Origin of the sequence: Chryseobacterium ginsenosidimutans, assembly GCF_024807225.1 — a bacterium.
Classification (GTDB): Bacteria; Bacteroidota; Bacteroidia; order Flavobacteriales; family Weeksellaceae; genus Chryseobacterium; species Chryseobacterium ginsenosidimutans.
The window spans coordinates 3549139-3570237 of the sequence record NZ_JANUCO010000001.1; the positions used below are offsets into that span (position 1 = coordinate 3549139).

Here is a 21099-nt window from a genome sequence, read left to right on the forward strand (position 1 = left end):
GTCAAAAATCGCTTACATCTTTATAACATGTAATTAAATTTTTACGACTAATCACTAAGAGCGAACATTGATGTTCGCTCTTTTTATTTTGGCAACAATCGAAAAGATTAAAGAAATGACAAATTCTTAAATATAATTATCAATCTTGTTTATGCTTCAATCGTGGTTAAGAATTTGCGACTGTTACAAAAAATCAAACCTTGAAGGTTTTAAAAACCTTGAAGGTTTACATCCGCAATAGTTGTCATGCTGAAAAAGGAATTAATAAAGACCAGCTAAAATGAAAAGTGTAAACAAAATTAGTATTACTTTTAACAATAATCCATCAATTTCCAAAATTCACAAAATGCGGAATATCTGTCGCAAAACTGTTCATTGGTAAAAGATTGTTTCGGTTGCTGTTAAAATCAAAAATCGAATTATTATCGAAAGGAACACGAGGATAATAGGTAAAGGAAATCTGAATTCTGTTGAAAACCAAATACGGGTTATTAATTAAAACACCGATTCCTATTTTAGTATTCGCACTTGTTTTTAACAATTTCTCTCCGGGCAAACCTAACCAACCGACTGCCGTTGTTAAATAGGGACTGAAATGAAAATTCTTCCACGTTTTATTAACGAAAAGCTGAAGCTGATATCTTAACACCAATTTTTTAGTCCCTATATAATCTCCATTGTAAACAGGGAATTCATCTGCCGCAGAAAGATTAATTCTGTCTTTGTAAGAATAATTATGCTGTGGATTTCCCAATGCCAACGTGGGAGAAAAAAAGTGTCTTGCTTTGGCAAATTTCCAATCCATAAGATTGGTAAAATAGGTTCCATCCAGACGGAAAGATTCCCGATTTTGTCTACTTTCATTAAAAAATCTTCCAAACTGAGCTTTCAAATTAAAATATCCAAGCTTTGTAAAATCTCCATAAGAAGCAGAAATTCCCACGTAAGGCGTCACGTCGTTACTTCTCGACAACGCTCCGGCGGTTAAATTCACCGAATTACCATACGCAATATCCTCCGGCAAATCGTACTGAAAAATATTTTTCTCCACCGAAAATTTCCTCTGAATAAATCCTACAGACATCAGAAAACTGCTGTAAGAACTGAAATACTGATATTGATCGATTCCGGGACTGTCTTTGTACTGATAATTCTGAATTCTCCCTATCAATGCGATATTACTGGAGACTTTTTCACTTGGGTCAGACGAAACAGGAATTTGATAACCGCCCCACAAATCCTGACTGTACACTTTAATCTGAACTTCCGGAAAAGTCGTGTCATTTTCCATCGGAAGCGCAACATTTCGCATAAAATATTCAAAAGTAAAACCTCCTGCCCATTTCGTTAATGGTGAGAAAAAATCTCTTGTGACATTGAAATTAATCCTTTCATTTTTCGCAAAATCCCGTTCTCCCAAAATCTGAGCATTGATGTAAGAACCAAACAAATTATAGGCTGTATAACTTCCCAGAAAATAATCTTGCTTTTCTTTGGAATCGTTTCTATAAAGGAGATCCAGCTCGTGTCCCAATCCCAATACATTTTCTTCGGTAATACCCAATCCGATTTTACTTCCTGAATAGCTGAGTCGCGGTTTTAGACTCCAGGAATCCAAGACTTTTACAACAACATCGATAGAATCCTGGGTTGAGGTACTGTCGGAAACACTGATGTTTACTCTGTTGATGAAAGGCATTGCTCTTAATAAACGTTCAGATTCGTAGAGTTTTTGGGCATTATATTCTTCACCTTCGTGAAAAAGCAAATAATTATTAACCGTAGAAATTCTTGTGTTAGAATGAAGATGATTTGTAAACCAATCGTACCATTTGGATTTTTCTTTTTCGTCTTTCGAACCATATCCGAACGGGTCGATTGTTTCTATCTTGATATTTCTGATATGCTTTCCGTTGTAGGTTTCCTGAGCTTGCTTTTCGGTTCTTGTTTTCACAGAAGCCGAATCTGCTTCCCTACGAAATATGAAACGATGAACGAATTTGGTAACCTTTCTTTTATCAGAAAATTTCTCTATTTTATAATAGATCGAATCTTTTCTTTCCTGTGCACTTAAAAAGAAAAAACCACCTAAAAAGAATATTAAAACTACAGTCGATTTGTTCATCAATAATCAAAAATTTCAATAAGGTTTCTACTATCAATTAGCAAGCCAATAAAGAGTAAAACAGAGTAATATCTCGAATTTTATTATGCTAAAGTTAAAAATTTTCGTTGTTATTTTAATTTTGACGAATAATAATTCTTGTTTTACGATGTAAACTTATTTCAAAAAATAAGGTCAACAGAATCTTCCATTGACCTTTATATTTTTTACAAAACAATTTTATCCCATTGCTTTTTCATCTGTGAAAAACTGAAAACTTTCTTTTTTCTCGATGAGTTGTAGTGGATATAATTTAGGATTGTATTCTCCGTTTAAAATCTCATTCAATGCATGCTTTTTAGATTCACCGAATGCTACAACCAGTATATTTTCTGCTTTGTTAATGATCGGCGCAGTCAATGTAATTCTAAACATTTCCTGTGGTTTCAGATAATAAGCATCTACCCATTTTTCATTTTCATTTAAAATCTCCTCACCCGGAAATAAAGAAGCTGTATGGCCGTCGTCTCCCATTCCTAACAAGATAAAATCAAAAATACCTTCGCTTCCCAGAATTTTTCTGATCTTAATTTCATATTCCTTTGCATACTCTTCAGGCTCTGTTCCGTCCTGATACATTGGGAAAATCTGATTTTTGTTAACAGGAACTTTATCCAGAAGCGCCTCAAATGTCATCTTTGCATTGCTTTTCTCATCATCCAAAGAAACCCATCTTTCATCAACCCAGAAAAAGTATACTTTATTCCATTCTATTTTGTCTGCATATTCCTGAGTTGCCAACAAATTAAAAATAGCTTTCGGAGAAGAACCTCCACTTAATGCCACCACAAAACGATCGTGCTTTTGGATAGATTTTTTTGAAAGATCAACAAACGTATCTGCTGCTTTTTTATATAATGTATTTAAATCGTCAAATACTGTAATATTCATTTTCTTCTATTTAAATTGAAATAATTTTTATACCCAAGTATGACCTTGTCTCTCAACTAAAGCAAAACTCTCTTCCGGTCCCCAACTTCCTGCTTCATAGTTTGGAAAAGATGCTTTCCCATCTTGCCAAGCTTCCTGTATAGTTTTTACTACATCCCAAGCTTCTTCCACCTGATCCGAACGCATAAACAACGTAAGATCTCCTAAAAGTGCATCTAATAAAAGCGTTTCATATGCTTCGGGAGTATCTTCCTGACAGGCAAAATTATCAAAGATCATTTCAACAGGTTTTAAAACCAATGAAAGTCCCGGTTTTTTTGCCATAAACTGCAATCTGATATCCATTAACGGCTGAATATTAATAATCAATCTATTAGCCGATAGAAGTTGTGAACTTTCTGAAAAAGTGGAATGAGGAAGCGGTTTAAACTGAATCGTGATATAAGAATGCTTTTCTTTCATTTTTTTCCCTGTACGAACGTAGAAAGGAACGTCTTGCCATCTTTCGTTGTCGAGATAGAATTTTACGGCTGCGAAAGTTTCTGTATTAGAATCCTCGGCAATCCCTTCTTCCTGACGATAACCTTTGGCTTTAACTCCGTTTACTGTCCCTTTTCCGTACTGACCTCTTACTGCGTAATGATCAACCTGATCTTCTGAAATTCTGCGAATCGATTTAAGAACATCTACTTTACGATCTCTGATCTCGCCAGATTCTAATGAAGCAGGCGGTTTCCATAGCAACCATACACAAAATTTGCAATAAATGATTTTGAATCATATCTCTTAATGCTCCTGTCTGCTCGTAGAAACTTCCTCTTGTTTCGACACCCACTTCTTCAGCTACAGTAATTTGTACAGATTCTATATGTTTAGAATCCCACAAAGGTTCAAAAATAGAATTTCCGAATCTAAACGCCAATATATTCTGTACCGTTTCCTTACCTAAATAATGATCGATACGGTAAATCTGTTCTTCTTCAAAAGTCTCAGCCAATAAACTGTTTAATTCTATTGCTGATTGTTTATCATGACCAAAAGGTTTTTCGATGATAATACGGTCTTTTTTAGCATCAGAAGCTAAAGCCGTATTTTTGATATGATTTGATATGGTAGAAACGAAATTGGGTCCGATGGATAAATAAAACAATCTGTTTCCTCTTTTTCCGTAAACCGTATCAAACTTTTCTAATTTTTGATGCAGATCTATATAAGAATTTTCTTCATCCAATTGATGTTGAAAATACGTAATATGAGCCTGAAATCCTGCCCAATCTTCTGAAGTTATCTTTTTTCTTGAGAAGTGTTCAAGATTTTCTTTAATGTAATTTTTAAAATATTCATCGGTATTATCTGCTCTTCCCAATGCCACAATATTGAAGCCTTTGGGCATTCTGCCATCGATGTATAAATTATAAAATGCCGGAAAAAGTTTTCTTTTTGCCAAATCTCCTGTTGCGCCAAAAATAATTATTGTAGTTGGCTGCAAGGCTCTATTTTCACTCATTTTTCCTGATTATTAATTATTTGTACTTTCCCAAGAAGTGTGGAAAACACCTTCTCTGTCGATTCTCTGATACGTATGTGCTCCAAAATAATCTCGTTGTGCCTGAATTAAATTAACAGGCAAAGATTCTGTTGTATAGGCATCGAAATATCCTAAAGCAGTCTGAATTCCTAAGCTGGAAATTCCGTTTGAAGCAGCAAAAGCAGCCGTTTTTCTTAATGATGATATTTTCTCTTTAACGATCACAGAAATATCCTGATCCAGTAAAATATTAGACAAGTTTGAATCTTTCGAATAAGCTACATAGAATTTCTCCAATAAAACAGAACGAATGATACATCCTCCTCTCCAGATTTTCACGACATCTTTTAATGGAATTTCAAATTGATATTCTTCAGAAGCTTTTACCAATAATGCCAAACCTTGAGCATAACTGATTAAGCTAGCCAAAAACAGGGCATCTCCTACTTCTTTTATGAATAATTCTGTATTTTCCGGATTGGTAATTTGTTTTTCAGAATATAATTGAGAAGCTTTAATTCTCTCCTCTTTGTAAGCAGATAGAATTCTTGAAGTCACTGCAATATCAATAGTCGGGATAGAAACACCAATTTCCATGGCTTGCTCTGAAGTCCATTTTCCGGTTCCTTTTGCGCCGGCTTTATCTAAAATCTGATCGACAAGATAACCTTCCGTTAATGAATCTTTTTGTTTAAAAATATCTCTTGTGATTTCAATTAAGAAAGAATTCATTTCGCCATTATTCCATTCCTTGAAAACTTCGTAAAGCTGATCGTTATTCAGGTTTGCTCCTCTTTTTAGTAAATCATAAGCCTCACTGATCAACTGCATAATGGCATATTCAATTCCGTTGTGAACCATTTTTACGTAGTTTCCGGCAGAACCTTTCCCCATATAAGCGGTACAAGCTTCGTTATCTACCTTTGCAGAAATAGATTCTAACATCGGTTGAAGAAGATTGAAAGCCTCCAAATCTCCTCCAGGCATAATGCTCGGTCCTCTTCTCGCCCCTTTTTCACCTCCGGAAACTCCCATTCCCATAAAATGAAGATCTTTTGACGCTAAGTCAGCAATACGTCTGTCGGTATCTTTGAAATAAGAATTTCCTGCATCGATCACGATATCACCTTTGCTTAAAAGCGGAGTAATATTGCCGAGAACCGCATCTACAGGTTTTCCTGCAGGAACCATAAGAATTATTTTTCGAGGAGTTTCCAGTGCAGATACAAAATCTTCCAGAGAAGCTGTACCTTTCACAGTCATGTTTGCAGTAGCACCGCCTTCCAGTTCTTTTACTTTTTCTTCATCAAGATCGAATCCTGCGATCGAGAAACCGTTATCAGCGATATTATAAAGAAGGTTTCGCCCCATTACTCCAAGACCGATCATCCCGTAATTATATCTTTCCATTTTATGATATTATATGAATTCTATTATACGGAGTATAAAATTAGGCAAATGCTAATTAGGAAAAAAATAAAAGCACAGAAAAAATTTTACATAATTTTGCATATTACTCATTTATAAGCATTTATTGTTTTATTGAAATTTTCGATATTCTTTTTTTGGATGAAAATCTTTCAAAAATAGGGTCTTTTGAAGTCTGAAATTTTGTCTTGTTATTTTATAAGGTTATCATCATTTCAATAAATTATTTTAGTACTTTTGTTATCTTACATTTAAAAACACATACAATGAAAAAAAAAATTACGTACCTATTCTGTGAATTCCCGAAGAGTTCACCAAAGAGAAATCCCACAAGTTTTCAATCTTTAACACCCATAATCTAAACAAATTTATAAATCAATAATTTGGTTACGCAGAATTAATATTTATTTTAAATTACTCTTTATTTCCATTGACAAAAAGTTCATTAACAATTGACTTTTAATGAATTAAGGCAATCTGTAAAAGGATTTTCAACTAATGAATCCATAAAGCAGACTTTATTCTCATTTAAAATCAAAATACTGAATTTCAATAAGTTGAAATAATTCATTAGTTATTGAATAATATTATCTAATAATTTTCATTAACGGATATTAAAAAAAATTGTTACTTTTGCTCAAAGGAATAAAAAATGTTTTTTTACGTTTTTATTTATTAATTTAGATATACCAAATTATAAAACATTAAAAATCACCTTATGAGAAAGATAATTCTACTATTTATATGTTTATTCGGTATTTCGGCTTTCGCACAGATAAAAGTGTTGAAAAACGTGACTTTGGTGGAAATTGGTAAAGATAATTCCGTAGGTTTATATAAAAAAGACGATAATTTTACCATTAATTACCAGGATTTAAATACTGCTAACCTTAATACATTCAGATCTTTTTCTTTCCAGAATCTAAATAAAGATGTTTCCGGTTTATATGAACTGATCACAAACGGATTTATAGACGCTCCGGAAAGTAATATCGTGTTGGAACTTCCCAATGACATTATCGAACTGCATTTTGAGAAAAACTACGGAACACCGACTGTTCAGTTTATTCAATATATTAATAAGAACAAAAAATATGTTGGAAAATCTCAGCTTCTGAATAAAAAGCAGGTTGATAAAATCTTCGGAAAAGGAAACGGAAAATTTGCACTCTATGAGAAACCTGCTACGATGAATCCTATCAATTCTTCCAATCAGTCTGCAAATACAGCATCAACGGCTAATCCCGCGATGAACAGTAAAGACAAGAAATCAAAGAAATAATCAACATTTTTGAAATATTAACTCAACTCATTCCCTCGAATGAGTTTTTTTATTTTTATTTTTGCAAAAAGATCATTACAAATTATGTCTCTTCAAATAAATAATTTAACCAAAAAATTTGGTGAACAAACTGCACTGAATAGTATTAATATTTCTATTGATAAAAACAAAATCATTGGTCTTCTTGGTCCAAACGGAGCCGGAAAATCTACGTTGATGAAATCTATTGTCGGTGCTTTGAAAATAGATGAAGGCGAGATCATTTTTAATGGTAAAAACATTACAGAAAACGAAATTGAAAGCAAGAAAAAAATAGGTTTTCTTCCTGAAAATAACCCGTTGTATCTGGAAATGTATGTAAAAGAATACTTACAATTTGTTGCCAATATTCACAAAATCCCGTCTTCGAGAGTCGATGAGGTGATTGAATTGGTAGGAATTACTCCCGAAAAATCTAAGAAAATCGGACAACTTTCAAAAGGTTACAAGCAAAGAATCGGTCTTGCTCAAGCCATCATTCACCAACCGGATCTATTGATTTTGGATGAACCTACAAACGGTCTTGATCCCAATCAAATCGTTGAAATCCGAAATGTAGTAAAAGAAATCGGACAGCAAAAAACGGTTTTACTTTCGACGCATATCATGCAGGAGGTTGAAGCACTTTGTTCACGCGTAATCCTTATTCATAAAGGAAATATCTTACAAGATTGCCCGATTGAAGAATTCAAAGGTAAGTTTGAAAGTCTGGAAGAAGCTTTCGCAAGTTATACTGCTTAAAAATAAAAAATGCTCCATAGTTTGGAGCATTTTTGTTTTTATCAATTAATTTAAATGCAAAGATTAGTTATTTAGACTTTTGATTTTTAGGAGGCAAAGGCAAATAAATTTGCTTCACGAAGCTTGAAAATACAGCTTCATCAAATCAACTTGTTGATTCTTCTTTGCTCACTTAAATAACATATTTAAAATAAAATCTTTGCGTTAAAAAAAGAAAATTAAGAATTATTATCTGTCTTTTCTTCAATTACAGAAACCGTTTCTACATTTTTCTTTTGTATCTGCTCCAAAAGCTGAAGTCCCAACAATCCACTGATGCCGCCGTTTGCAGCATCTCCGCCTCCACCGATCAATACTTCAGGCATAATTCTCACATTTTGGCTCGCAATATTTTCCATAATTTTTAATTGAGTAAAGTTACTTCCGCCCATTGCTTCTACGGATAATTTATACGATTCCGCATTAGATTTACCGATGGCAAGAATTTTTTCCGCTTCTGCATTACCCGTCAATGAGATTTGTTCTGCGTTTGCTTTTGCCAACAATTCTATTTTTTCTGATTCTGCTTTTGCGAGAAGTCTTGTTTTTTCGGCTTCACCTGTTGCCAATAGTTTCAATCTGTCCCCTTCCGCATTGGCTTGTAATCTAACGGAATTGGCATCTCCGGTTGCTTTTTTCACGGATGCATCGGCAATTCTTTCGGCAATCCAAACTCCCTGATCTGCTTTTACTATTTCCTTCTGCATATCGGCAACTGCGGTTTCTTTTTCTAAGGCTTGTCGCGTTTCTTGAGCCAACATTTCAGTTTCATAAGTGATTTTCTGTTCTTCCGCCAATTTTCTGTCCGTTAAAGTTTTCATTAAACTTTCCGGAGGAACAATCGCCCCGATCAAAGTATCGACCGCATTTACATTATACTGTTCCAAAACGCTGCTGATGTGATCTTTTGCGGATTGCTGTCTTTCTTTACGCGTTCCCAAAAAGGCAATAACATCACTGTCTTGCGCAGAGTTTCTGAAATAATTCCCGATTGTTGGTTCTAAAACCTGGCTTACAAGATTAATCATATTTCCGAAACGGGCGATCACCTTTGGAGCTTCATACGTCGGAATATGAATAATCTGGGAAACGTCGAGATTGAAAGGGAAACCATCTTTACTTCGAACCGTAATCGTTGACAAGTTTTTATCAAGTTGGTGAGATTCGCTTCTTTCGTAAGCCCAGTTTAAGACTAAATTGGTTGTAGGAACAAGCTCCACTTTCATAATATAAGGATTGATCGGATATTTTCCGGGACCAATCGGTTCTGCCCAAACTCCTTTATGGCTTTTTTCTACAATATTTCCGTGTTTAAAATCTATTCCGCTTAAATCTTTGCCATCTTCACCGACATAACTGATAATCACACCGACATGACCAATGGGAATTTCCGTCATTTTCACCATTTCGACTTTTGTGAACCAAGGATTTAAGAAATATGAACCCGCCAAAATCACCTGTTCTTGCAGACCTTTGTAACCGCCACTATTCAAAAAAGTATCAACATCCTGAAATTTATTATGATCTAAAATACTCTTCCCTGCAATCTGACCTTCTTCCAAAGGACTACCTTCCATTGTCGTGATAACCCCCACCGCATTATCCGGAATTTGGGTCATATCCGTTAATTCAATTTCAAATAATAAGGTATTAATTCTGTACGAACCCGGAGCGATGATCGCTGTTTGACGACCTTTTCTTCCTCCATTTCTTAAAAAAGCTTCGGCATCCTGAAAAGAATCACAGTCCACTTTTCTACCGAGAATTCTTCCGGTTTCCAGTTCCATACCGTCTTTTGCCAGTAGCAATCCTATTTTCCCTGTCGGAATCACGATGAAAGGCTGGAAATCAATAGAATATTGCCATATCCATTTTGCGAAATAAACTCCCGGAGCCAATGTCTGAGCCTGAAAACCAGCTTCCCCATTGGTTGCGATAATTCTCCCTTCCGGAAGTTCCTGTTTACCTACCAACACGAATTTTTTGGTGACCAATCCTATTTTGTCCTGAGGAACAATGATTAATCCGAAGAAAATTCTTAAAATAAATTTGTAAAAAATTGCGCACAACAGTGCAATGACAGCCGGAATCATCCAGCCATGAAAACCTAGTTCCATAGTTCGTTTGTTTTTATGTTTGATTAAATTTGAAAACAGCGATTGTGCTCTATTTTTCAGAATATGAAAAAACAGAGTACGAATTATTTGATAATTCTTTCGAGAAAATTAAGAAATTGAAGGAGGAGAAGTATTAAAAATCGTGAAGATGATTTCTGATACTCTTAGTAGAAAAAACTTAAAGTTAATTAGTTTCATTTCAATGGTAAAGGAAAGAGATCCTTTTGTGCTACAAATGTACGCAAGAAAAATATTCAGTTGTTTCAAAAAATTAAAATATTTTTTAGCATAAATCACAATCAACTGATAATCAATATTATTATTTTTAAATATCGACTATTTGCATTTTCAAAACTCTATTTTTGATAAGAAAAATACTTTGTAAAATTGTGAAAAAGATCAATAATTGGCTTTAAATTTGATGAAACAAAGCATCAACAATAAGCATTAAAAACATGATTAAAAAACTGTTATTCGGAGCGTTTTGTATGGCTCAGTTTTCATTAATTCAAGCGAATACTATTAATGAAAATCCAATTTCAAAAGTAAATTATCAAAAAGAAAAAGTCCCAAAATCGGTTATTATTAAAACTAAAAAATTTAAAATAAAAATCGATAAGCAGCCCAACGGAAAATATCTGTACCAATCTTGGGGCGTAAACGGGAAAGTAACGACAAAACCAAGCATGATTATCAGCGACGGAGAATTGATTCCGGACGGAAACTGGCGGAAATTATTATTACGAATTTAATAATAACGGATATACTTATCAGATCTGGAGAAATTATTTAACTGATTCTCCTAAAAAAGCCCCTTATACTCTTACTGTAGATGACCAAAACGGAAAAACAATCGTCAACCAAGACGGGCAGGTTGTGAAAAATTAAAAATAAAATAATTATTGATAAATTCCTGATTTTTACAGTCAGGAATTTTTTATTAGCTTGTTTATAATTTTCTGTAAATTTTATCATACTGATTTCTATCACAAATACTCTGGATATAAACCTCATAGGTTTTAAAAACCTATGAGGTTTGATTTTTTGTCACAGTCGCAAATTCCTAGCCGCGATAGAAACGACATCCTTTTTGGTTGCGGTCGGAGCGAAGCGGAGACCGTAACCAAAAAGATATAGTGGATAGCGGGAAAAAGCTCCAAATAAAAAACATTTACCCCTTTCCAACAAAAGCTTTCTTCTTATTTTCACTCAAAAAGGACACATTTATTTCTATTATTGTGGTAAATTCACATGATTAAAAATAATAGGAACATAATGACATTTACCATCAAAGCAAACCTAATAGACGTTGTTTCCAAGGAAACTTATCCCGCAGAATTAGTCATTACAGACGATAAAATCAGTTCGATAAAAAAGATTTCGGAAACGCTGAATACTTATATTTTGCCAGGTTTTATTGATGCTCATGTTCACATCGAAAGCAGCATGCTCGTTCCTACAGAATTTGCACGGATTGCCGTAAAACACGGAAGCGTGGGGACAATTTCAGATCCTCACGAAATTGCAAATGTTTTGGGTATTTCCGGGGTGGAATATATGATTGATAATGCTCAGCAAGTTCCCTTTCATTTTTATTTTGGCGCTCCGTCTTGCGTTCCTGCAACGAATTTTGAAACAGCAGGAGCGGTGATTGATTCTGATGATATTGATAAATTATTAGACAGAAAAGAAATCGTATATCTAGCGGAAATGATGAATTTTCCCGGAGTTATTTACAATGACGAAGAAGTTCATAAAAAACTAGCTTCCGCAAAAAGACATAACAAGCCCATTGACGGTCATGCTCCCGGTTTAATGGGTGAGGAAATGAAAACCTATTTCAACGCAGGAATTACGACCGATCATGAATGTTTTGGGTATACAGAAGCATTAGAAAAACTTCAACATGGTGTAAAAGTGATGATTCGTGAAGGAAGTGCTGCTAAAAATTTTGATACCTTAATTCCGTTATTAAAAGATTTTCCGGATCAGATTATGTTTTGCTGTGACGATAAACATCCCGATAATCTGCTTGAATCTCATATTAATGATCATGTAAAACGGGCTTTAAAAGAAGGTCATGACTTGTATGACGTTTTGCGAGCTGCCTCTTATAATGTTATAAAACACTACAATTTACCCATCGGATTATTGCAAATCAGCGATCATGCAGATTTTATTGAGATCGATAATATTCAGGATTTTACTATTTTAAAAACATATATTAACGGTAATCTGGTTGCTGAAAATGGAGAATCATTTATATCATCTTTCGACGCTCCTATTGTTAATAATTTTCATTGCAGTCTAAAACAGCCTTCTGATTTTAAAATAAAAAGTGAAGGTGAAAAAATTCGTGTGATAGAAACGTTAGACGGACAGTTAATCACGAATGAAGTTCATGCGAAATCATTAATCATAAATGGTTATGCCGAATCTAATACCGAAGATGATATTCTGAAAATAGCCGTTGTAAATCGTTATCAAGATGCACCAATTGCGACTGCTTTTATTAAAAATATCGGATTAAAAACCGGTGCTATCGCTTCATGCGTGGCGCATGATTGTCATAATATTGTGGTCGTGGGTACGAATGACGATGATATGTGCAAAGCTGTCAACGCCATTATTAAAGCTAAAGGAGGAATTTCACTGGTAACAGAAACTGAAGAAATGGTTTTAGAATTGCCTATTGCAGGGATTATGACGGATCTTCCGGCGGAAAAAGTCGCTGAATCTTACATCAAATTAGACCAACGTGCAAAAGAATTGGGAAGTAAACTGAGAGCTCCTTATATGAGCTTATCTTTCATGGCTCTTTTGGTAATTCCTGAATTGAAACTGAGTGATAAAGGGCTTTTTAATGGTAAAAGTTTTGAGTTTACGGATCTTTTTATTTAATAAAACTAAATTACAGTTTTGTTGGTAAATCGCAAAGGCGCAAAGATTATTAATGCTTAGTCTGTTTTTAAGGCGCAAGAAAATCAAAGATTTTCAACAAGCATAAAACAATAATTCGATTAATTAAATTTTATCGAAAATAAAATCCTTGCACCTTAAAAATTATAGTTGTTAAAAAAATTGCGCCTTTGCGATTTACAATAAAAATAGTCTTTTAAATTATCCGTTTTTCGTTTTCAAATTCTGAAAAAAACTGACTTTCTGCAAAGCTGTCTTTTGCGGCATTATATCCGATATTATAAATCTGTTCCAGGCGGTCTTTTTTTCTTTCAAAAGTTCCGTAGCTCGATAAATCCTGAGAAGAAATAAACCAGTCGCAATACTCGAATTTTATTTTTTCGATACGGTATGACAACAAATCGTAAGAACGCGAAACGATGGATTTAATAGTCTTCAGATCATTAATTTTAATATCATGTGGCGGAGATACAAAAACCCCGATCAATCGATCACAGTCGTTTCTTATGACATCTGCAGGGAAATTATTGAGCACTCCCCCATCGCAAAACATCTCTTCCCCTAAAATATAGGGAGTCGTAATTCCCGGAATCGAACATGAAGCAATGACCGCATCGGTAACAAAAAAGTTTTCATCGAAAATTTTCTCTGTTCCGGAAACAAGCTCTGTCGCTACAATTTTGATTTCTTTATCTAAATCTTTAATCCTCATATCCTTAAATATAGGCTTCAGATAATTCGCAAAAATAATAGACGAAACCAACCCCGGCTGATTAAATGCAAAATGTTTCCAGTCGAAGAAATATACCGACTGAAAGAAATCCAGAATTTCCTCCGGTTTTTTACCGATCGCATAAAGACTTCCGACGATAGATCCGGCGCTGCAGCAAGACAAAATATCGATATCAATATTCTTTTCGCTTAAAAATTTTAAGACGCCTGCATGTGCGATCCCTTTCGTACCGCCTCCCGATAAAACCAACCCTGTTTTTTCAAAGTTCATGGATTAAATGTAAGAAAACGACGTGAGAAAATCGGATTATTTTTTCTAAATGGAGCGATTTTAAAATTACTTTAACACAAATAAAATTATTATTAAATTCCAAATCTGGATTTTATGAAATTGAGTCCGTTTCGATAGAAAAAGTTTTCCATAAACGTATCCATATTGATTCGATCCGACCATTTTTTGGCATCATCCAGATCTTCCAGAAAACCTCTAAAATTCAAACTGATATAATTTCTTAATTTTCCAATTTCTCGCACGGTTGGCGTCACATTAAAAGGATTGATCAACCCGTCATAATCTGTTCCGATCGTGATATGTTTTTGAGCCGTTTCAATAGAAATCTTATGATCAACACAAACCTGAAAATAATGTTTAAGATGATTAAGAATATGATAGTAGAAAAACTCTTTTTCGGCATCAAGACTGTCAAAATCCAATTCATTTACCATAAGACAATTGCTGTCGCTGATTGATTTTTTTAAATTCTTATCATCAATACCCAAAGCATTCCATTCGTCGATAGAAAAAAATTCTCTGTCAGTTACCATTTCATCCGGTCCGCTTCCCGAAGGTTTATCCGTAAACCCTAAAATTCTTTTGTCTAAAGAAACTCCAATTACGCCGCCATTTTTTACAATCCATGCAATTTCTTCATCAAACAAGTTAATTGTTGAAGCATTAAATCCCGGAAATCCGGGTCTTTGGGGATTACTTTTAGACTTAATCGGTTTTGTAATATCTAAGCTAAAAGCTCCAAAAACCGTTTTTCTAAACTGTATATATCCTGCCCAATCTTTAAAAGGAATTCCCGTAAAACCTGCATGAGTACAAACTAATGGCTGCGCATTTGTAAATTCACCGGAGTCTATTTTACCCATTAAATCTTTCCGAGATTTGTAACTCATATGCTTTACATCAACACAAATATTTCTGTTAAACAGTTCCTGAACAACCTTTTTCCCATCATCTTTCAGTCCGTTTCCTTTCGGGATAAAAGGTTCAATTTTCGCAACCTGCATTCCAAAGGCATGATTGCATAAACTTGATTGCTGAAGATGGGTTAAATTAACCGAGATAATGTCTACTTTTTTTAAGACTTTATCAAGATTGGTAACAATTTCTTTTACATTATAAGACTGCGTTGCATTGCATTCGTTTATTTCATCGACTAAAGAATGGCAGCCTTCAATCGTGAAAAATACATTGATTTTATTTTTCGGCAACGGGTTTTTAAAACTGGATTTTGTAAGAATATTATAGGAGGAAGCTTCAATATATTCCTGCAGGGTTCTTTCCATTAGAAACCCTGAAAATGATTTGTAATCGTTGTTTTTAATGTTTTCCAAAAGAGATTTTGAAAGCTTGAATTGCGATGCTTTTTCGAGGTTACCACGAAGAGGAATTACATTTTCTGCAACAAATTTTTCTACGCTATACAAGACCGCACCTACAATTACTTCATCTTTAAACTCGGCAAGCTGCGTATGATGCGTCTGTGTCTGAATAATATCTCCAAGCTCCGAACATGCTTTCGGAATGATTCCTAAATCTTTTTTGTAAATAAATGAATCTATATTGGGATCATCATTAAACAACTGTTTCAAAACAGGATGACAGTGGAAATCAAAATATTTCATGGCCTTAGTTTTTGTTATCTTAAAGTTACTAAGTTAATTCTGAATATGTTATTATCCTTTTGGGGTATTTTTTTATTTTTTATTTGAAGCTATTTCCCGCTATCCACTGTATCTTTTTTGTTACGGTCTCCGCTTCGCTCCGACCGCAACAAAAAAGGATGTCGTTTCTATCAGGGCTAGGAATTTGCGACTGTTTAAAAAAAATCAAACCTTGAAGGTTTAAATCCACAATATCTGCCACCCCCGAAGCCTTGTCAAGGTTTCAACCTTGACAAGGCTCATTCAGCATCCTCTTTGTCATCTCGTAGAGATCCAGGCACGAATCTTTTCACACTATTTTCTAATACTATGCCTAGATCCTTCCAGGATGATAAACTTTGTAGAAAATTATAATGTAATAAAACATATTAGAAGTTTTTTATATTCCATATACATTTTTTAGTCCTACAGATACATTGTTTATCCGTTACGACACCTTCCGCAGACCTCTGGATATGTTCAAAAATAGTCTGGATAAGTATTTTACCTATCTTGAGTCGTAGATTATCTATCGGGATGGGTTGTACAAGGTATTCTGAGAGTTAAATAACCTCAACTTCGGTGTCATCAACCCCAATGGATTTATGAATAACGTGTCGCAAGAGGTTGCCCTACGTATCGGAACTTATAACCAACATATCCGCAGCTTTGCAGAACGTATCGGGACATATTCGGAACGTATCCGGCGGGGTTCAGAACGTCAAATTTTGGGTTCGCAGCCTCTCTGATGATTTTTTTGAACAGTAAAAAACCACAGACAGAATCTGTGGTTTATATTTAAATCCATCAATCTAATGAATCTTCAAATTTTTTCTCGTAATCAGTAAGCAGCTCGTAATATTCAGCATCTTTTTTTATTCTTTTATATCTTTCAAGCAAGTCAGGATATTGTTCAAGTCGCTCTTTCAGAACTTTATCTTTACCTGCTTTTTTAAGCAATTCTCTTTTATCAAAAGTATAATAGGTGGCTCCAGTATTACCGTAAATATTCACATTATATTCCTCTCTCAGAACTAAGATTCTTTTTCCCTGAAATAAAACTTCAAGCATTCTACTTCCCAATTTCAGTTCAGGAAAACGATCAGAATTAATAAATTTTCTTACTTTTCTATCAAAATCAGTGATTTCAAGATATCTGATTGTTTCTACAGGAATTTTTGTTTTCACTTCACTATTTTCAGTTTTTATATTCTTTAAAAACGTATCTGCTGTGAAATGGTTCTTTTTAAATGCATAACTTCCCGCAACGTGGGTAATAATAGTATCTTTTGAAGTTTTCAAAACATACTTTGCCGGAAGAGGATTATTAATGTATTCCGTTTCTTCTTGTGAAAATAAAAAAGTAAAACTTACGATAGACAGTAAAGTCAATATTTTTTTCATGGGTATAGTTTATTAAAAAAGCCTAGATTAAATCTGAGCTTAAATATATTATTTTTATTGAATTGAATTAAATTCTAATTATTAATATACTTTTCAAAAATCTTCGAGAAATCTCTTTGGTTATATTTATCGAAACTGTTCGTATTCCAAGCGAAAATATACTCGTTGATGGCTCTTAATTCCTGACTTTTCGAAACATTTTCCTGCTTTCCTGATGCTACACTTGTTATTGCTTTTTGGATGCTGTCATTAGAAAAATTCAACAACGAATGATTGTGGTGAACTTCCTGCTGAATCGCCAAAAGCGCTTTGTACAAGTCTTTCAACTGATCAATCTGACCTTTTGCAACGCTTATCATCAAAGGAACATTTCCGATATTAAATGAAATTTCAACATCCAAATCAATTGTTCCGGCAGTTTGCAAAGCTATTGCAGAAAAAGGAAACTGATAATATTCGTATCTTCTTAAAATTCTCTTTTTATCCAAAGCACTTGCTCCATCGATATGAATTAATGCTCTGTTTGTAAAGCAATATTCGTCTCTTTTAGATTTAATTAAGAAGAAAATTTTCTCATTATCTTCTGATAAAATATAATCATCAGAATCTACTTTATCATAATCCTGAGAAGGAATAATTTTACCGATATCTCCCAGTCCCAAAGCTTCTGCAGCTAATTTTTTAAACATAATTTATTTTAATTTGTAGTTTATTAAGTGAATAAAATTAAGAAAATAAGTGAGATAAAATCAAAAAAATTATCTTGGAACTAGTTTAAATTTGACTAGATATTAAAATCATCATTCATTTTTGACGCAAAGATTTTTATTTAAAGACTTAATTATTTAAGCGAGCAAAGAAGAATCAACAAGTTGATTTGATGAAGCTGTGTTTTAAACCTTCTCGAAGTAAATTTTATTTGCTTTTGCTTCCTAAAAATAATCTATTAAGTTTAATTAAAACTTTGCGTTTAAAAATAATAAAGTCATAAAAATTTTAACAAGTTCTTAGAAAAAGAAAAAACCACAGAACAAATCTGTGGTTTTGATATTGTGAAACTTTTTCAAAGATTTACACCTTTGTCAAAGCTAAAAATTAAATGTGAATCACCTCACCGTAAGCAGCAGCAGCAGCTTCCATAATCGCTTCAGAAACTGTTGGATGCGGGTGAATAGATTTGATGATTTCGTGACCAGTCGTTTCTAATTTTCTAGCAACAACAGCCTCTGCAACCATATCTGTAACTCCTTCACCGATCATGTGGCAACCTAACCATTCCCCATATTTAGCATCGAAAATAACTTTAACGAAACCGTCTGTATTTCCGTTTGCAGTCGCTTTTCCACTTGCAGAAAGAGGGAATTTACCAACTTTGATTTCGTAACCTTTCTCTTTTGCCTGCTTTTCAGTAAGACCAACAGATGCAACTTCCGGGTGACAGTAAGTACATCCAGGGATATTGCCATAGTCGATTTTCTCAACGTGAAGTCCTTTAATTTTTTCAACACAAGTAATTCCTTCCGCAGAAGCAACGTGTGCCAAAGCCTGAGTAGGAATAAGATCTCCGATTGCGTAATATCCCGGAACTGAAGTTTCGTACCATTCGTTCACCAAAACTCTACCTTTATCTGTCTGGATTCCCACTTCTTCAAGACCAATGTTCTCGATGTTTGCAGCGATTCCGACAGCAGATAATAAGATATCAGCTTCAAGAACGATGTTTCCTTTTGCAGTTTTTACGGTAGCTTTTACGCCTTCTCCGCTTGTGTCAACGCTTTCTACAGAAGCATTCAACATAATTTCGATTCCTGATTTTTTCAGAGATTTTTCTAAGTGCTTAGAAATGTCCTCATCCTCTACAGGAACGATGTTTGGCATAAATTCAACAACAGTTACTTTCGTACCCATTGTGTTATAGAAATCAGCAAATTCTACCCCGATTGCTCCAGAACCTACAACAATCATAGATTTTGGCTGCTCAGGAAGAGATAATGCCTGTCTGTATCCGATTACTTTTTTACCGTCTTGAGGTAAGTTAGGCAACTCTCTAGAACGAGCTCCTGTCGCGATAATGATGTGATTTCCTGAATATTCAGTTACTTTTCCGTCGTTATCTGTAACAGAAACTTTTTTACCTTTCTGAACTTTCGCAGTACCCAAAATGACATCGATCTTGTTCTTTTTCATCAAGAACTCAATTCCTTTACTCATTTTGTTGGCAACTCCACGGCTTCTCTGAATTACGTTTGGAAATTCAAAGCTACCTTCTACTTTATTTAAACCATAGTCTTCAGCGTGATTGATGTAATGAAAAACCTGAGCCGACTTCAATAAAGCTTTCGTTGGAATACATCCCCAGTTAAGGCAAATTCCCCCTAAACTTTCTTTCTCGATAATTGCAGTTTTGAAACCCAATTGTGCAGCTCTGATTGCAGTAACATATCCACCAGGACCACTTCCGATGACAATAATATCGTAATTCATTAGTTTAAAATTTTTATGCGAATTTAAGGAAAAATATTGGATGTTTCATATTTCCCGAAATTCATGTCATAATGCATTGTTAATACCATTTTCATTTAATTTTAAACAAAAAAGAGAACGCAAAAAGCATTCTCTTTCAATAAATTTTATTTTAAATTAAAAATTTCGTAAAACCGAATGTATAGAATTAAACTATATGCATTTTAATAATTTCTAAAAAAACTGCATTATTACATTTGTTTGAGCAATCTTTTCTGACTTCTGTATTTCTCATTTAAAGCCTTTAATTGCTCTTGTTTCATTTTTTTGGTTGCTACCGGATGATTCAAAATTGCTTTCTTTTCCAGATTATATCTTTTATCCAGTTCACGCGATTTGGTATTTACCAGTTCGCTTTTTGAAGGATGAGGTGGCGGTGACGGATGTTTCTGTGCCGAAACGCTCATTGATAAACCTACTAATAAAACGGTGGATATAAATAACTTTTTCATAATATTCATTTTTTGAATAATTTTAACCAATAAGTCTTTATTAATTAAATTTATTCAGATTCGAACTAAATATTACAGATATCATACCAATTATTAAATGTTTATTATAAAATCTGTTAACATTTTATTTTGAGAGTTGGAAATCGCAAAGGTGCAAAAATTTTAAAATAAACAGTGTTGAATGAGCCTTGTCAAGGTTGAAACCTTGACAAGGCTTTGGCTGGGTGCAAAAAATAATTATGAAAATTCATTCCCCAATTCTTACAGAACGACAACATAATAGGTATTGCGATCGGTTGAGAAAACGACAAAATTCCTAGCCCCGATAGAAACGACATTCTTTTTTGTTGCGGTCGGAGCGAAGCGGAGAACGTAACAAAAAAGATACAGTGGATAGCGGGAAAAAGCTTCAAATAAAAAGTGTAACAGATTTATAAACTATTTTTTTTACTTTTATATATAGTAATTAAGCTACAATACATCTATGAAAAAAAACATATTGACCAAGGATAATATTTGGATGAAAGAGCCTCAAGAACATGATTTTCCTGCTGCACAAGATTATCTGGAACTTCTTTTTCTTCCTGATCATGTACAAAAAATCGTGGAAGAACTGAAAAAAGCGCCTACTATCATGAAAAAATCTAAAGATATTCTAAGAGCCAGTAGACTTGCTTTGCTGCCGGAAACTAATATCCACGTCAAAGAAAATCTGAAAAAAGTACAAAAAAATAAAAAACTATCCCCCATTTTACTGGTAAGAGGACAAAATGATCTGATTATTGCGGACGGATATCATCGTTTATGCTGTAGCTATTACCTTACCGAAGATCTGGAAGTTCCTTGCAGATTAGTTTAATACCCAAAGCTTCAAGCGATTTGGGTATTAAATTTATTGATTTTTTTAA

Annotated in this window: 15 protein-coding genes and 1 pseudogene; 5 read left to right on the top strand and 11 right to left on the bottom strand. The window is 34.0% G+C overall.

Annotation, left to right across the window (positions count from 1 at the left end; genetic code table 11):
- Positions 1 to 325 precede the first annotated feature (325 nt).
- From J3D55_RS16575 to gnd, 4 genes and pseudogenes are all read right to left on the bottom strand, one after another.
- Positions 326 to 2125 (bottom strand): BamA/TamA family outer membrane protein, encoded by a 1800-nt coding sequence (locus J3D55_RS16575; RefSeq protein WP_259132601.1) that lies wholly within the window; start codon positions 2123 to 2125, stop codon positions 326 to 328.
- Positions 2126 to 2344: 219 nt separating this feature from the next.
- Entirely contained in the window at positions 2345 to 3055 is a 711-nt protein-coding gene (gene pgl / locus J3D55_RS16580) for a 6-phosphogluconolactonase (protein WP_259132602.1), read from the bottom strand.
- A 27-nt stretch (positions 3056 to 3082) separates the two neighbouring features.
- Positions 3083 to 4562 (bottom strand): annotated as a pseudogene (gene zwf, locus J3D55_RS16585) (glucose-6-phosphate dehydrogenase).
- 12 nt (positions 4563 to 4574) lie between these two features.
- A complete protein-coding gene (gnd, locus tag J3D55_RS16590) occupies positions 4575 to 5993 on the bottom strand; it encodes an NADP-dependent phosphogluconate dehydrogenase (protein WP_259132603.1) in 1419 nt (472 codons plus the stop codon).
- Between the two features lie 736 nt (positions 5994 to 6729).
- On the opposite strand from gnd, the gene J3D55_RS16595 reads away from it, so the two are divergent.
- Together J3D55_RS16595 and J3D55_RS16600 are read left to right on the top strand one after the other, a co-directional pair.
- Positions 6730 to 7293 carry a hypothetical protein gene (locus J3D55_RS16595; protein ID WP_259132604.1) on the top strand — a complete coding sequence of 188 codons (564 nt, stop codon included), beginning with the start codon at positions 6730 to 6732 and terminating at the stop codon, positions 7291 to 7293.
- Between the two features lie 84 nt (positions 7294 to 7377).
- Positions 7378 to 8073 (top strand): ABC transporter ATP-binding protein, encoded by a 696-nt coding sequence (locus J3D55_RS16600; RefSeq protein ID WP_259132605.1) that lies wholly within the window; start codon positions 7378 to 7380, stop codon positions 8071 to 8073.
- A gap of 218 nt (positions 8074 to 8291) precedes the next feature.
- On the opposite strand, the gene J3D55_RS16605 is transcribed toward J3D55_RS16600, so the two are convergent.
- Positions 8292 to 10229, bottom strand: coding sequence for an SPFH domain-containing protein (locus tag J3D55_RS16605; RefSeq protein WP_259132606.1), 1938 nt, complete (start codon positions 10227 to 10229; stop codon positions 8292 to 8294).
- 455 nt (positions 10230 to 10684) lie between these two features.
- On the opposite strand from J3D55_RS16605, the gene J3D55_RS16610 reads away from it, so the two are divergent.
- The gene (locus J3D55_RS16610; protein WP_259132607.1) at positions 10685 to 10981 is read left to right on the top strand and encodes a hypothetical protein; all 297 of its coding nucleotides are present in this window, start codon (positions 10685 to 10687) and stop codon (positions 10979 to 10981) included.
- 523 nt (positions 10982 to 11504) lie between these two features.
- Complete coding sequence (ade, locus tag J3D55_RS16615) at positions 11505 to 13130, top strand: adenine deaminase (protein ID WP_259132608.1); 1626 nt, start codon at positions 11505 to 11507, stop codon at positions 13128 to 13130.
- A 214-nt stretch (positions 13131 to 13344) separates the two neighbouring features.
- On the opposite strand, the gene J3D55_RS16620 is transcribed toward ade, so the two are convergent.
- From J3D55_RS16620 to J3D55_RS16645, 6 genes are all read right to left on the bottom strand, one after another.
- Positions 13345 to 14151, bottom strand: a complete 807-nt coding sequence (locus J3D55_RS16620; protein WP_259132609.1) for a patatin-like phospholipase family protein — start codon at positions 14149 to 14151, stop codon at positions 13345 to 13347.
- A 92-nt stretch (positions 14152 to 14243) separates the two neighbouring features.
- Positions 14244 to 15794: an amidohydrolase family protein gene (locus J3D55_RS16625; RefSeq protein ID WP_259132610.1), complete on the bottom strand. Its 1551-nt coding sequence runs from the start codon at positions 15792 to 15794 to the stop codon at positions 14244 to 14246.
- A gap of 825 nt (positions 15795 to 16619) precedes the next feature.
- Entirely contained in the window at positions 16620 to 17216 is a 597-nt protein-coding gene (locus tag J3D55_RS16630; protein ID WP_259132611.1) for a hypothetical protein, read from the bottom strand.
- A 74-nt stretch (positions 17217 to 17290) separates the two neighbouring features.
- Positions 17291 to 17905: a PH domain-containing protein gene (locus J3D55_RS16635; RefSeq protein ID WP_259132612.1), complete on the bottom strand. Its 615-nt coding sequence runs from the start codon at positions 17903 to 17905 to the stop codon at positions 17291 to 17293.
- A gap of 406 nt (positions 17906 to 18311) precedes the next feature.
- A complete protein-coding gene (gene lpdA / locus J3D55_RS16640) occupies positions 18312 to 19700 on the bottom strand; it encodes a dihydrolipoyl dehydrogenase (protein ID WP_259132613.1) in 1389 nt (462 codons plus the stop codon).
- A gap of 230 nt (positions 19701 to 19930) precedes the next feature.
- On the bottom strand, positions 19931 to 20191 hold the full coding sequence (locus J3D55_RS16645) for a hypothetical protein (RefSeq protein WP_259132614.1): 261 nt from the start codon (positions 20189 to 20191) through the stop codon (positions 19931 to 19933).
- 484 nt (positions 20192 to 20675) lie between these two features.
- Between J3D55_RS16645 and J3D55_RS16650 the strand changes: the two genes are divergently transcribed.
- Positions 20676 to 21050 carry a hypothetical protein gene (locus tag J3D55_RS16650; protein WP_259132615.1) on the top strand — a complete coding sequence of 125 codons (375 nt, stop codon included), beginning with the start codon at positions 20676 to 20678 and terminating at the stop codon, positions 21048 to 21050.
- The last annotated feature ends 49 nt before the right edge of the window (positions 21051 to 21099 follow it).

Coding starts and splice junctions, on each gene's coding strand:
- J3D55_RS16605 (WP_259132606.1), bottom strand. CDS start 10,229: ATGGAACTAGGTTTTCATGGCTGGATGATTCCGGCTGTCATTGCACTG.
- J3D55_RS16635 (WP_259132612.1), bottom strand. CDS start 17,905: ATGTTTAAAAAATTAGCTGCAGAAGCTTTGGGACTGGGAGATATCGGT.
- J3D55_RS16645 (WP_259132614.1), bottom strand. CDS start 20,191: ATGAAAAAGTTATTTATATCCACCGTTTTATTAGTAGGTTTATCAATG.
- gnd (WP_259132603.1), bottom strand. CDS start 5,993: ATGGAAAGATATAATTACGGGATGATCGGTCTTGGAGTAATGGGGCGA.
- J3D55_RS16625 (WP_259132610.1), bottom strand. CDS start 15,794: ATGAAATATTTTGATTTCCACTGTCATCCTGTTTTGAAACAGTTGTTT.
- J3D55_RS16575 (WP_259132601.1), bottom strand. CDS start 2,125: ATGAACAAATCGACTGTAGTTTTAATATTCTTTTTAGGTGGTTTTTTC.
- J3D55_RS16650 (WP_259132615.1), top strand. CDS start 20,676: ATGAAAAAAAACATATTGACCAAGGATAATATTTGGATGAAAGAGCCT.
- J3D55_RS16620 (WP_259132609.1), bottom strand. CDS start 14,151: ATGAACTTTGAAAAAACAGGGTTGGTTTTATCGGGAGGCGGTACGAAA.
- ade (WP_259132608.1), top strand. CDS start 11,505: ATGACATTTACCATCAAAGCAAACCTAATAGACGTTGTTTCCAAGGAA.
- J3D55_RS16610 (WP_259132607.1), top strand. CDS start 10,685: ATGATTAAAAAACTGTTATTCGGAGCGTTTTGTATGGCTCAGTTTTCA.
- J3D55_RS16630 (WP_259132611.1), bottom strand. CDS start 17,216: ATGAAAAAAATATTGACTTTACTGTCTATCGTAAGTTTTACTTTTTTA.
- pgl (WP_259132602.1), bottom strand. CDS start 3,055: ATGAATATTACAGTATTTGACGATTTAAATACATTATATAAAAAAGCA.
- lpdA (WP_259132613.1), bottom strand. CDS start 19,700: ATGAATTACGATATTATTGTCATCGGAAGTGGTCCTGGTGGATATGTT.
- J3D55_RS16600 (WP_259132605.1), top strand. CDS start 7,378: ATGTCTCTTCAAATAAATAATTTAACCAAAAAATTTGGTGAACAAACT.
- J3D55_RS16595 (WP_259132604.1), top strand. CDS start 6,730: ATGAGAAAGATAATTCTACTATTTATATGTTTATTCGGTATTTCGGCT.